Below are 13,636 nucleotides of genomic sequence, written 5' to 3'. Positions count from 1 at the left end.
ATTATAAATGCTAAACTAAACAAAGGAGGCGGATCATGTATTTATCTATTGAAGAAATGGTTGCGATGCCAGAGTTTAAAAAGTTGTCTGTAAGTGAAGATGGGCAGATGCTCGCCTATGAGAAAAAATCAACTGATTGGAAAAGAGATGCATTTGTAAGTCAGGTATGGATTGTAAAGAGTAAAGGGGCGATAATGTTTCCTTTAACCATTGGGCCGATAACAAGTAGCCAGCCAGTGTGGTCAAAAGATTCGCTTAAAATCGCTTTTTTAAGTGTTGTTCAGAAAAATGGAAAGAACACAGAGCAAGTATTTGTTCATCATTTTGATACGAACAAAACCATTCAAGTGACAGATGAGGATGTCTCCATTGAGAATATGAAATGGCGTTTTGATGATGATGGATTATATATTCTTAAAAAAAATAAAGCAGAAAGTATCATTGAAGCAAGGAAAACTTCTGGAGAAGGCTTTGAGAAAGTAGATAAAGAATTTACATACAAGGAACTTTATTATGTGGCGCTAGTTGAAAAGGAAAAACCTCTAAAACTTTTTAAAGAACCTATTCACATAATTGATTTTGATGTGAGTCCAGTTAGTAACCACCTTGTATGTAATGCTGCAAAAACACCTCATATGAATGATGCAATGAATCAACAAATTTTTATAACGACAGTTGAACAACAAGAGCCAATCCCGCTTCCGCTTTCTGATCTTCAATACGGGCATGTTTTGTTTTCACCAGATGGAAAATCAATTTGCTATCGCGTTTTTCAAGGGGAGCGATCTCGATTTGCAAATACATCATTGGAAATCTTTAGCCTTGAGACGAAAAAAAGGAAATTAGTCAGCACTGGAATTGATGAGTGGGTCACACCAATTCGTTGGACAGAACAAGGTATTTTGTTTACATGGCAAGACCGGACGGCTTTTCGCTTAGGTTTTGTTTGCGAGGAAGGTGAAGTAAATAGATATGACAGAGCTAAAGATGAAGTGATCTCACTGGCAACGACTAATCAAGAGGGAAGCAGTCTTGCATATTGTTTACAAAGAAAAGATAACGCAACCACTCTCTATTGGAATGAACAAATTATAGATTCTAAAGAACCTTATTATTATAAGAAGCAAAGAAGTGAAAAAGAGATTGTAACATGGACCAATGAGGTAGGAATGGCAATTGAAGGGGTTTTATCGAAACCGACATCATTTAATCCAAATAAGAAATACCCTCTTTTGCTTGTCATACACGGTGGACCGCAAAGTGCATCAATTCCAGTACCTTATGAGAAAAGAATTGAGCCTGTTGAAGCATTTATAGAAAAAGGATTTCTTGTACTTGAACCGAATTATCGAGGTAGTTCAGGATATGGAGAGTCTTTTCGTAAAGCCAACTATTGTAGTTTAGGGACAGGTGACCTGGAGGATGTGTTAGCGGGAATCGCTTTTCTAGAGGGGAGGGGCATTGTTGATTCTAATCGTATTGGCATTATTGGATGGAGTCAAGGCGGATTTATTGCAGCGTTTGCAGCCTTAGCATGTGATCGATTTAAGGTTGCATGTGTTGGTGCAGGCATTAGTAATTGGGAGTCTTATTTCTTTAATACGGATATTCCCTCTTTTGGAGAGGCATATTTTGGCGGATCTCCGTTTGAAAAATTGACTTCTTATCAAATTGCTTCACCAATAACGTATCTAAATACGAACAAAACAATTGCCCCAATTCTTATTCAACATGGTAGCAACGACCAGCGTGTTCCAATTGCCAACGCTCATGAACTTTATTATGGTCTGAAATTTAAACAAGCTGACGTTGAATTTATTCGCTATAATGGCATGGGTCACATACCTACAAAACCAAAACAGTTTAAAGCCGTTTTAACGCAACAGTATCAATGGATTGTCAAACACTTGTAAAAATTAGGCGACGTTGACCGTGTAAATAAAAACGTACTTGCTGATATGAGCGTTTAGCAAGTACGTTTGTTTTATTTTCCAAGTTCAGGTTGTGGCTGGGTTTCTTCAAAATCTGGCATAGTTGTCGGATCAAGTGGATGATCGTGTGTAGCAGCGAAAAAGGTACCACCTGACACATCTTTTACATTATGAACAACGATAAATGCGTTAGGGTCGACTTCATGGATAAGCTTTTTTAAATAGAAGAGGCGGTAAGAACGAACAACAATGTAAATGACTTCGCGTTCTTTTTTTGAATAGCCGCCATACCCGTTAAAAATGGTCGCGCTCGATGCCATTTGTTTTAACACTTTCTCAGAAATAGCTTGTGCTTCTGGTGAAATGATATTGACTGCTTTTTTCGCATCGAATCCTTCAAGCACATAATCCGTTACTTTTTTTCCTATATATAGCGCAATAATGGTATACATCGTATAAATGGGTCCGATGATAAACACGCCGGAGATCACGATAACGGCATCTAAAACAAAGTTCGTACCGGTTAATTCCCAACCGAAACGGTGGTTAAGCATTCTCGCAATAATGGACGTTCCACCAGTGGAGGAACCTGCACGAAAGATAAAGCCAAAACCAACTCCCGTTATAATACCTGCGAAAACCGCAGCGAGTAACGTATCTTCAATTGGTTGTCCAAGTCGTTCAGTGAAAAAAATAAATAATGATAAGAGCGGAACATTAATAATCGACTTATAAACCATATGTCTCGGTAATAATTTAAATCCAACTAATAAAAGAACAGCATTAAACACAAACGTGACGAGAGCTGGTGATAAATCAAATTGGAAATATAGCAAGAGCGATAACCCGACAATGCCGCCTTCAGCAAGGTTGTTCGGCATCGCAAACAGTGTAATCGATAGGCTGAAGAGGAAGGTTCCAATCGCCATATAGATAAAGTCTCTCAACATTCATCATTCCTTTCTACAAATGAAAAGAAGCAGTGGTAGCTAGCCCCAACTACTTCTTTCCTAGTCTTTCTTCTAATTGTTCAACTAAACCTACGATTTCTGCAGTTCGAGCCTCTCGGTCAGCTTCTTCTTGTGCTTTCTTAAGTGCTTGTTGGATATCGTGCTGCGAAAGTCCTGTTTCCATTTCTTTTGTTTGGCTTACCGCTTCTTCATATTGACGGAGCGCATCAGCTTCTTGACCGATAATATCAGTCTCACACGTACCGCCAATCGCAATGTTATGTTCATGCCCAGTAAAAAAGCAATTTTCAATTAAACCACCGGCGTGGAGGAGTCGGATTGCACAAGTACCCCCATCTTGAATGAATGTTTCTCGGATCGTTGGTTGGCTATCTCGTACGTCAATCTGAGCCTCAAAATGACCATTGATCTGACAGTGCTCAATGAGTCCAGTTGATTGATTTTCAAAGCGAATACCACTTTCATAACTATCAATAATACGCGTTTCTTTCATCGTGACGCTAGACTGATTTAACACATAGACTTGCGGATATAAGTCATGATGATGATAAAATGAGCTATTTGTTAATTGAACATGGCTATGATCAGTAATATAAAGACCACTTTGACGACCATCAAAAACATCGACATCATCTAAGGTCGCTTCACTAAAATCAGCTATGATAAGTTGATTTAAGTCATTGTCAAAAAAACGACTATGAGCAATGGTAGCACTGGACCGTTCCGTTAACCAGACGCCATAGTGAGAACCTTCGAAGACAGAACTGTGGTTCATGCTTAAGCGAGCGTCTTCACTAAGCGCGATTTGTGGCATGTGGTGATCAAAAATATCCGTTGCTTCAATATAGACGTAGCTCTTTGCCGATTGGGTAATACCTGCGCGTTCGCCAGCATGAATTTTACAATGAAAAATGTAAGCCGATGCTTCTTGAATGGAGAGTTGATCAAGTGAATGGTTTTTTATTGTACATTGTTCAATCTCCGCTTTACTCCCTTGGCTTAGGTGAATTCCAGATTGTCCGTTTTCGACCAAGCTGTTTTTTAAGAAGAGTTCGCCGCCTTGCGCTTCAATTTGTGTAGGTGCATTTTCTGTGAGCTTACTAGAGCGCAACGTTAGTTTTGCTTGATCTTGTAGGAGGATGCCGCCGGATTGACTTTCATAAATCTGACAATCTTGAATGACTGCTTCACTCTGTTCTTGCGCTTTTATTTGCCGTTGCTCTGAATGATGCCCATAGATTTGGCAATTTTCAACGTATGATCGACTGTCTTGGTCAAAATAAAAAGCCGTCGTATCGCCATTATAGATATGCGAATGCTTCATAATTAAGCGACCATTTGATCCTGTATACACTTGGCTTCCTTGTTGTTCATAAAGCGCACAATATTCAATTCTTGCGCGACCACGATTGTGAATTCCAATTGCATTATGGCGAATCGTGGTATCCGTCAAGGATAAATGGCCTTGCTCTTTTATTTGAATGGCATATTTTTTTATTTCATGGAATTGACAGTGAATGACATTAGCATGTCCTTGTTCAATCAATAACCCTTTATCCGTTTTAAAAAAAGATAGATTTTTAATGTGTACAGAAGCATGATTTGTCACTTTAAATCTTCCGGCTATGCGAACATCTTCAGGCTCATCCGATAGACCAATTAATGTAACGGATTTTGATAGTTGAACGGATTCATGATAGAGACCGGGTTCAATTTCAATTGTGTCGCCATCATGAGCATCTAACAGCGCCTGTCTAATCGTTTTATATTTCGATAGCAATTTACGTGAAACATGGATTTTCTTCACAATTTCCACCTCGAATCTGCCTTTTAGTATACCTGCTTTTCCAAATACTGTCCAAGAGCTTTTCATTATACATAATAAAAATTTACGGTTTCTTCTTTAAACGATGTTTACTGATCGCCATTTAAGGAAAAAAAGAAAGTGAGATAAAGAGGAGGCGATAACAATGGACAAGAATCAAGATCTTTCCAATGGTATTCCAAAACAAATGCAGCAAAAGCAACCTGGGATTGAATCAGAAATGAATCCTGAGCCGATTTTTGAAAGTGATGGGTATAAAGGTTCCGATAAATTAAAAGGCAAAGTTGCGTTAATTACTGGAGGTGACTCTGGTATAGGACGAGCTGTTGCAGTTGGTTATGCAAAAGAAGGAGCTCATATTGCAATTGTCTATTTAGATGAACATGAAGACGCGGAGTTTACAAAAGAAAAAGTTGAAGCTTATGGCGTAAATTGCATTACCATTTCAGGCGATATTACAGATGAAGCCTTTTGCATTTCTTCTGTTGAACGTTGTGTAGCAGAATTAGGTGGCTTAGATATACTCGTGAACAATGCTGCCGAGCAACACCCAGTTAATGATCTTCGTGAGCTCAGTGACGAACAGCTAAAACGTACATTTGCGACGAATTTTTACTCGTACGTCTATTTCACTAAGGCAGCCCTTGATTACTTACAAGAGGGAAGTGCGATTATTAACACTTCATCCATTAACGCATACCGAGGTAATATCTCGTTAATTGACTATACAAGCACTAAAGGAGCCATTACTGCGTTTACACGCTCAATGGCACAATCTCTTGCCGAGAAGAAAATTCGTGTAAACAGCATTGCGCCTGGTCCGATTTGGACACCGTTAATTCCAGCTTCATTTGATGAAGAGAAGGTGTCACAGTTTGGTCAAAACACATTAATGGGTAGACCTGGTCAACCGAGTGAACTTGTAGGAGCGTATGTCTTGCTTGCTTCAGAAGATTCTTCTTATATGACAGGACAAGCGATTCATATTAATGGTGGCGACTACATTAGCTCATAAATATAATGATCAGCACGCTAATAAAAAAAGAATCTTTATGGATGAGAAACGATCATTCATAAAGATTCTTTTTATTTTTTAAGCCGTATGTTAGCGCGACATTCTTGTCGCAAAATGATAGCGGTCCCCTCGATAACGAGTATAAACAAGTTCTAATACACGTCTTTCCGTTGTAAACGCTTGTCGACGTATCGCTAAGAGCGGATCTCCTGTTTGAATCTCAAGTAACGTGGCATCTTCTTCGTTTGCCAATACAGATCGTATGGTTTGCTCGGAATGATCGATACGATGGCCTAGTTCTTCTTCAAAGTACGTATACAAAGAGGAGCGCAAGACGCTTTCGGTAAGGTCAGGAGCTAAATCAACAGCAATAAATGCTTGTTCTAAAGCGATGGGACTCTGGTTTGCCAAGCGAACACGATTTACATGGAAAACGTCTGTTCCATTTTCAACTTGAAGCAGTTGAGCTGTTTTTTCATCTACTTGTTCGCGCTTAAAAGACAGCAGTCTTGACTCGGGTACCATGTTTCGATTAAGCATGTCTTCGCTAAAGCTTGTCGTTTTTGTTAAAAACTGTTCGATGTTTTGTGTTGATGCAACGAACGTACCTTTACCCTTTTCACGAATAAGTTGTCTTTTTTGAACAAGATTGTTCATTCCTTGCCTAACGGTCATTCGACTAATTTGATATTTGTCAGCGAATTCTCTTTCAGAGGGAAGGGCGTCGCCTGGTTTTAATACACCTGTTTTAATTTGTTTTTGGATCAATTCTTCTATCTGATAATAAATAGGAATTGGAGAATATTTATCAATCATTATCGTTCCTCCGCGCTACGTGATCTTAACAATCAGTATAGCACAAGTTAGCTTCTTTAAATTGGTATAGACAACTAAACATCTAGAGAATATAATGAAAAGACAAAGGGAGTGAAGAGAAATATGACTGAACTCATTTTAAAAGGAACTCGAATGCTATCAGGTCTTCCAAATCAAACAAGCGATGACTCGTTTTATGTAGCGGTCAATCAAGGAAAGATAACAGAAGTAGGTCACACGATTCCATCGCATCTTCAAACGGGGAAGACAAAAGTTGTCACGCTCGAGAAGAGTCAGCAGCTCATTCCTGGCTTTATCGATATCCATATTCACGGTGGGTATGGAGTAGATGTTATGGACCATTCAGATAAAGGCTTACACCATTTAAAAACGTCCTTACCAAAAGAAGGGACAACATCCTTCCTCGCAACGACGATTACGCAGTCTACAGAATCGATTGAACAAGTAATAACACAAGTAGCAAATTATTCAAATTATAACGGATCAGAGATTCTCGGCTTGCATATAGAAGGTCCCTTTATCAATGAGGTACGTAAGGGGGCGCAGCCAGCTACTTATATTTTAGATCCTTCGGTAAACCAAATGGAGCGTTGGAATCGACTTTCAAAAGGAACGATTAAGCAAGTAACGTATGCGCCAGAAAGACCTAATGGGTTGGCACTAACAGATTACTTATCCAAACATAACATCACCCCTTCAATTGGTCATTCAGACGCCACTTTTGCAGAAATTGAAGCGGCACTTGAAAAAGGGTTAAGTCAAGCAACGCACTTATTTAATGGAATGCGCCCATTGCATCACCGAGAACCGGGTGTAGTTGGTACGGCATTGTTAATGGACGGCATAGATGTTGAATTAATTGCTGATGGGATCCACATCCACCCCCAAATGGTGCAGTTTGCATGGAAAGTAAAAGGAACCAATCGTTGCTTATTAATTACTGATTCAATGCGAGCAAAAGGGCTAGCAGAGGGGACGTATGATTTAGGTGGTCAAGATGTTGAAGTAAAAGATGGGCAAGCGACGTTAGCGGATGGTAGTTTAGCTGGCTCGATTTTGCCGATGAATGACGCGATTGTGAACATGATGCGTTTTTCAGGCTGTACGTTTGCAGAAGCGGTCCAAATGGCAACATATAACCCTGCCAAAAAGCTCAATGTTTTAAAGCGCAAAGGTTCGATTGAAGTTGGGAAAGATGCCGACTTTGTTATTTGGGAAGACGGAAAGGTTATACAAACTTTTTGTAAAGGGCATGAATGTTTATAAGAAAGGAAGGATTCGATGAATATTATTTATGTAAGAAATTATGAGGAGCTAAGTGACATGGCCTCATCTTTTTTACTGGAACACTTACAGGCTAAGCCATCTATGAACATGGGACTCGCCACTGGTGGAACGCCTAAGGGGACCTATAGCAAGCTCATTCATAAAGCAAAGGAAGCTCAGTTTTCATTTGCGCAGGTAAAAACATTTAATCTGGATGAATATGTAGGCCTTTCTCATGATAATAAAAATAGCTACCATGAATATATGAGAAGTCAGCTTTTCCATGCTATTGATATTAAGCATGAGCATACATTTATACCAAATGGTTTAGCACTCTCTTTACGAGAGGAAGCTGACCAATACGAGAAGCGCATTGCAGCTGAGGGTGGAATAGATGTTCAACTACTCGGAATAGGGAGCAACGGACATATTGGTTTCAATGAACCTGGCACGGATTTTCAAGAAACAACGCACATTATTGAGTTAGCCGACGAAACAAGAGCTGCAAATGCGCGGTATTTCAACTCAAAGGATGATGTTCCGAAACAAGCGATCACAATGGGGCTTGCAACGATTATGGCGGCAAAAACGATTTTGCTATTGATCTCGGGAGAAGATAAGAAGCGAGCTTTTTCAACATTACTGGAAGGGGACCGAGATCCCGATTTTCCAGCATCTATTTTAACAGATCATCCAAATGTAACAGTGATTGTTGATGCAGATGCAGCTGGAGATTATTCTCAACATATAGAGGCAAACGGCGCATAGAAAAGAGATACGGACGCACTAATCCGTATCTCTTTTCGTTCTCGTTAACGTTTGCATTCTTAAATAAGTACCGCTACGCCAAATATACTCTAATGGTCCGATCCTGAAAAATTTCAGCCAGACGATACTGAAGATTACTTGGAGTACGTACACAACAAAACAAAGCAACACGCCGTAAAAAATGCCTAACTGTCCGTACAGCCCAAGTCCGTAGCCGTAGAAGAGAAAAGTGAAAATCACGGACTGCAAGATGTAATTTGTGAAAGCCATCTTTCCGACTGTAGCAAATGGGGTCATCCATTTAGCTCGATACGACACGATAAGAGCCACTGATGTTCCGTAGAACAAGGCTAAAAATGGAGCGCCAACATAGACGGATAAGAGTTCATACTGTGTATTGGCTCCACCTGCCAGAGCATTTGGTAGCTTGGCGGTTAGACCGACAAGTAAAAAGACTGGTAAAAATAGAAAGGCTTTTTTTCGATAAAGATGAAACGTCTCTAGCCATTTACTTTTCGCCACGAAAGCACCAAATAAAAACATCGGCATTACGGTTAAAACAGCTGACAGTTGAAAGAAGATTTCTCCAAAAAGAAAGGCGATTGGGCTGCCACCTGATGTTAAACCAATCATATCCGTGCTCCCACGAAACTGCACGTGATCGGCATAAGTGCCGTTTGCAATAATTGCTTGCTCGTTTTCGTAATACGCAGGCGCAGGTGTAGCACCCATATCTGGAAGAAGGGCGCTTGAAGCCATAAGAGTAAACCAGATTACGGCACTAATGAACAAGCCGCGTTTTTTTAATGGAAGAAAAGCTAGTAAAAGCATTGCTGTAAGGGAGTATGTCAGAAGAATATCTCCGCGCCATAAAAAGATAATATGTAAAAAGCCGAAAATAAGTAATAAACCGGTGCGGCGCCAGAAAACAGGTGTAAAAGATGCTTGTTTTGCAAGAAATCTCGAGCGTTGTAATGCCGTTCCATAACCAAATAAAAATGAAAATAACGTAATAAAACTTCCGTCTACGAGCAAACGAATAAAGAAATGGGTCCATTCATCGAGTGCACCGTTTTGATACATGCCTTGGACAGTCGTGATACTACCTAGCATGCCAAATTGAAAAACGATGCTATTGGCAATCAAAATACCTAATAATGCAAAGCCTCGAATGACATCAAGCGAAAGTATTCGTTCATTTTGTTGAATTGAGCCGCTATTCTTAATCATTATTCCTCCATTCTACGTACAAGTACGATTAATTGAACGTTTTGATTATCCCATGTTCCTGCTGAATTGAAAAGTGAATTCGATTTATTTGTATTTTCGTTATTTTAAAGTAGACTAGGGATGAGAAGATCGTAGAGGAGTGTTAACAATGAATGAAATCATCAAACAAATGAGCGCGCACCGTTCCGTTCGTGCTTATGAAGATCAACATGTATCGCAAGAACAACTAACGGCGATTACTAACGCAGCTAGATGGGCGTCCACTTCTAATCATGTTCAAGCTTATTCAATTATTACTATTCAAAACGAACAAACAAAGGAAAGCTTAGCTGAATTAACAGGTGGCCAGCGCTGGGTACAAGCTTGTCCAGTATTTTTTGTTGTCTGTGCAGACTACACAAGGCAAAAGTATGCAAGTGAGAAGCATAATACCTCATTTGACGTAGGTGGCGCTGAGCAATTGTTAGTTAGTGCTGTTGATGTAGCGCTAGTTGCACAGAATATGCTACTTGCAGCTGAATCACTCGGATTAGGTGGCGTGATGATTGGCGGAATTCGCAATCAACCTCGTGAAGTGAGTGCCCTTCTTCAGCTCCCTACATACGTTGTTCCAATAATGGGCTTGGCGATCGGTGCACCTGGCCAAGAGGTGGCGCAAAAGCCACGGCTTCCTGAAGAGGCTGTTGTTCATCAAGAAACGTATAACCAAAATCAAAACAATGCGATTGATGCTTACGATCAACTTATGAGTGAGTACTATACAGAGCGCACAAAGGGGAAACGAAGTTCGTCGTGGACGGAACTAATGGCAAGCTATACGAGTGTGCGCAAGCGTGCGCATATGGACGAGTTCCTTCAAGAAAAGGGATTTTTACAGGCGATGAAGGAGGAAGACTAAGAGATGACTTCACGATTTGCGGACATTGGAGATATTTATTGTGTAGGCCGAAATTATGCGGAACATGCACATGAACTTGGAAATGAAGTGCCCGAAGAACCTTTACTATTTACTAAACCGAGGAGTTCCCTTGCGCTAGCTAATGGAAGTGCGCTTTCTTTTCCTACTACTAAAGGAAGTATTCATTATGAAATTGAGCTTGTCTTAAAAATTGGCAAGGATGTATCAAGTGGAGATCAATTAGAAGATGTGGTTCAGGAAGTGGCTTTAGGTTTGGATTTGACGTTAAGGGACGTTCAATCAAAACTTAAGCAAAAAGGCCATCCTTGGCTTAGAGCAAAAGGGTTTCCCAATGCTGCAATTCTCACTCCTTTCTTTTCTTTCGTTGATGAGGAGAGCTGTAAAACGATCCCATTTGAATTACGAAAAAATGGAGACGTTATGCAAAAAGGATATACAAAAGACATGATTTTCAGTTTAAGTGACCTTTTTGCTGAAGTTCAACAAGAGTTCGGGCTGAAAAAAGGTGATTTGCTTTTCACAGGCACGCCAAAGGGCGTCGGTCAGTTAAATGTGAGTGATGAGTTTAACCTTTTCTTCAATGGTGAAGAAAAAGGTTCATTTACGGTAAGTCGTTAAAGATTATCTGATGTTCACCCGATCATTTAAAACGGTTTTCTTTTCTTCCTCTAGAGATAAGAGTATACTTGATCCGTTCCTTACGTATTCGCTGTCTTAAGCAAATGAATGGAAATGGTAAAATAGGGTAAAGTACTATTCAACTTACCGAAAAAAAGGTACACTACGTAATGGATTGAAGAGTGACGTTTTTCAAAGGGGTGAAGAGCCATATGAAAGAAATTGATGTTTCTAGATTTGAAAAGAAAATTATTATTCGTAACATCGAAGAAAAAGATTTCGATGACATTATTAAGTTATCCAAGCAATGTTTTAAAAATATGGAACCGTGGCGTTACGATGAATTAAAGAGTCATATTTCCGTTTTCCCTGAGGGCCAGTTCTGTGTTGAATATGATGGTGAAATTATTGGTTCATGTTCAAGTTTAATTATAAATTTTGATGAGTATGACGATCAACATACGTGGGATGAAATTACAGACGAAGGCTATATCACGAACCATGATTCAGACGGGTTTAACCTTTATGGTATTGAAGTAATGGTTCATCCAGATTTTCGTCGAATGAAGATTGGAAGACGTCTATATGAAGCACGGAAAGAGCTATGTCGTGAATTGAATCTAAAGAGCATTATCATCGGCGGACGCATTCCTAATTACTATAAATATGCGGATCGATTTACACCACGAGAATATGTGGACGAAGTGATGATGCACAACATTTACGATCCAGTATTAACATTCCAAGTAATTAATGGCTTTTCGTTAAAACGTGTAAATGCCAACTATCTTGATGATGATCGAGCGAGTATGCGCTATGCGACGCTGATGGAATGGAATAATATTGATTATCAACCTTCAACACCGAAAAGAAGGTTTAAGACATCCTTTCCTGTTCGAATCACGACAATTCAATATGAAATGAAGAAAATTTCTTCTTTCGATGACTTTGCGATTCAATGTGAGTACTACACAGATGTCGCCGCAAGTTATAAATCAGACTTTGCAGTATTCCCTGAGATCTTTACGCTACAACTCTTATCATTTCTACCTGAAAAGAGTCCTAGTCGCGCGATAAGACGCCTAACGGAGTTTACTGAAGACTATATTGAGTTATTTACGAATTTAGCAGTGAAATACAATGTCAATATTATTGGCGGTTCCCATTATGTAGAAGAAGAAGGGAAAATTTATAACATTAGCTACCTCTTCCGTCGCGATGGAACAATTGAAAAGCAATATAAGCTTCATGTTACACCGAATGAGCGCGTATTCTGGGGAATTTCTGGTGGCGATGAAGTAAAGGTATTTGATACAGACTGTGGAAAAATTGCCATTCAAATTTGCTACGACGTTGAGTTCCCTGAAATTGGGCGCATCGCAACAGATAAAGGGGCGAACATTATTTTTTCTCCATTCTGTACAGATGATCGTCAAGGGTATTTACGTGTTCGCTATTGCTCTCAAGCAAGAGCGATTGAAAATCAAGTGTATACTGTGATTTCCGGGACCGTTGGAAACTTGTCTGACGTAGCGAACATGGACATTCAGTACGCGCAATCGGGTATCTTCACACCATCTGACTTTGAGTTTCCGCGAGATGGTATTGTCGGAGAATGTAGTCCGAATGTGGAAACCGTTGTGGTCGGAGATGTGGACTTAGAAATTCTTAGAAGAAATCGTCGTTCAGGCAGTGTGAATCAATTGCGTGATCGCCGGGATGATATTTATCACGTTGTGTATAAACAATAATGAGTAGAAGGCGCCCAAAAACTTATGGGCGTCTTCGTTTATGATTTGGAACAATGGCAACAATAGGTGCTAAAAGGAGTTGATACACATTGAATACCTCTTTTGCACCTGTTGTAATGAAACAAATTAGTTTGCTTATTCTCATTGCCTCTGCTGTTTATTTCATTTACTCCATTCGTTCCTATGATGGGGTTCAGCAATTGTTCATAGAAGAAATTCCTCTCACAGTTCAGGCAGAAAAGACGGCGGATTTACAAGTATTTGTTCAAGATTATAATGGGGAAGCGGTCACAACAGCGAATGTGGTCGGTCATTATTTTTTACAGGAACAAGAAGTCGATGTCCTTTTTCACCATATCGATAACGGCTTGTATGAGGGAGAAGGCTTGTTTGTTATCCCTGGACAATGGAGTGGTGAAATTGAAGCAAAAACATTCTCAACCGAAGCAAAAATTGATATGATAATAGACGTAAAACCATAGAGAGAGTGTATAAGGAGAGAGTG

12 protein-coding genes are annotated in these 13,636 nt (G+C 39.7%); 8 read left to right on the top strand and 4 right to left on the bottom strand.

Translation table 11 applies throughout. The features are described from left to right. The first annotated feature begins 35 nt into the window (after positions 1-35). Positions 36-1,913: a S9 family peptidase gene (locus ACE1TH_RS08955; RefSeq protein ID WP_375078754.1), complete on the top strand. Its 1,878-nt coding sequence runs from the start codon at positions 36-38 to the stop codon at positions 1,911-1,913. 71 nt (positions 1,914-1,984) lie between these two features. Here ACE1TH_RS08955 and ACE1TH_RS08950 read toward each other — a convergent pair whose 3' ends face one another. Further along, positions 1,985-2,881 (bottom strand): YitT family protein, encoded by an 897-nt coding sequence (locus ACE1TH_RS08950; protein WP_255225018.1) that lies wholly within the window; start codon positions 2,879-2,881, stop codon positions 1,985-1,987. 49 nt (positions 2,882-2,930) lie between these two features. Further along, positions 2,931-4,709 (bottom strand): right-handed parallel beta-helix repeat-containing protein, encoded by a 1,779-nt coding sequence (locus ACE1TH_RS08945; RefSeq protein ID WP_176554179.1) that lies wholly within the window; start codon positions 4,707-4,709, stop codon positions 2,931-2,933. A gap of 163 nt (positions 4,710-4,872) precedes the next feature. On the opposite strand from ACE1TH_RS08945, the gene ACE1TH_RS08940 reads away from it, so the two are divergent. Further along, a complete protein-coding gene (locus ACE1TH_RS08940) occupies positions 4,873-5,742 on the top strand; it encodes an SDR family oxidoreductase (RefSeq protein ID WP_255225019.1) in 870 nt (289 codons plus the stop codon). 90 nt (positions 5,743-5,832) lie between these two features. Here ACE1TH_RS08940 and ACE1TH_RS08935 read toward each other — a convergent pair whose 3' ends face one another. After that, positions 5,833-6,558 carry a GntR family transcriptional regulator gene (locus ACE1TH_RS08935; protein WP_099300247.1) on the bottom strand — a complete coding sequence of 242 codons (726 nt, stop codon included), beginning with the start codon at positions 6,556-6,558 and terminating at the stop codon, positions 5,833-5,835. Positions 6,559-6,681: 123 nt separating this feature from the next. Between ACE1TH_RS08935 and nagA the strand changes: the two genes are divergently transcribed. Beyond that, entirely contained in the window at positions 6,682-7,845 is a 1,164-nt protein-coding gene (gene nagA, locus ACE1TH_RS08930; RefSeq protein ID WP_375078753.1) for an N-acetylglucosamine-6-phosphate deacetylase, read from the top strand. Between the two features lie 15 nt (positions 7,846-7,860). Continuing rightward, complete coding sequence (gene nagB, locus ACE1TH_RS08925) at positions 7,861-8,613, top strand: glucosamine-6-phosphate deaminase (protein ID WP_099300249.1); 753 nt, start codon at positions 7,861-7,863, stop codon at positions 8,611-8,613. 18 nt (positions 8,614-8,631) lie between these two features. Here nagB and ACE1TH_RS08920 read toward each other — a convergent pair whose 3' ends face one another. Continuing rightward, positions 8,632-9,843: a DUF418 domain-containing protein gene (locus ACE1TH_RS08920; RefSeq protein ID WP_375078752.1), complete on the bottom strand. Its 1,212-nt coding sequence runs from the start codon at positions 9,841-9,843 to the stop codon at positions 8,632-8,634. A gap of 148 nt (positions 9,844-9,991) precedes the next feature. Between ACE1TH_RS08920 and nfsA the strand changes: the two genes are divergently transcribed. The 4 genes from nfsA (at position 9,992) to ACE1TH_RS08900 (ending at position 13,613) form a co-directional block, all read left to right on the top strand. After that, positions 9,992-10,741: an oxygen-insensitive NADPH nitroreductase gene (gene nfsA / locus ACE1TH_RS08915; RefSeq protein WP_099300251.1), complete on the top strand. Its 750-nt coding sequence runs from the start codon at positions 9,992-9,994 to the stop codon at positions 10,739-10,741. A gap of 3 nt (positions 10,742-10,744) precedes the next feature. Then, a complete protein-coding gene (locus ACE1TH_RS08910) occupies positions 10,745-11,380 on the top strand; it encodes a fumarylacetoacetate hydrolase family protein (RefSeq protein WP_375078751.1) in 636 nt (211 codons plus the stop codon). Positions 11,381-11,592: 212 nt separating this feature from the next. After that, the gene (locus ACE1TH_RS08905; RefSeq protein WP_099300253.1) at positions 11,593-13,131 is read left to right on the top strand and encodes a bifunctional GNAT family N-acetyltransferase/carbon-nitrogen hydrolase family protein; all 1,539 of its coding nucleotides are present in this window, start codon (positions 11,593-11,595) and stop codon (positions 13,129-13,131) included. Positions 13,132-13,220: 89 nt separating this feature from the next. Then, positions 13,221-13,613 carry a hypothetical protein gene (locus ACE1TH_RS08900; protein WP_099300254.1) on the top strand — a complete coding sequence of 131 codons (393 nt, stop codon included), beginning with the start codon at positions 13,221-13,223 and terminating at the stop codon, positions 13,611-13,613. Positions 13,614-13,636 lie beyond the last annotated feature (23 nt).

This window comes from Shouchella sp. JSM 1781072 (assembly GCF_041949915.1).
Taxonomy (GTDB): Bacteria; Bacillota; Bacilli; order Bacillales; family Bacillaceae_D; genus Shouchella.
Note: the sequence above shows the minus strand (reverse complement) of the source record. Positions and strands in the feature narration are given on the sequence as shown.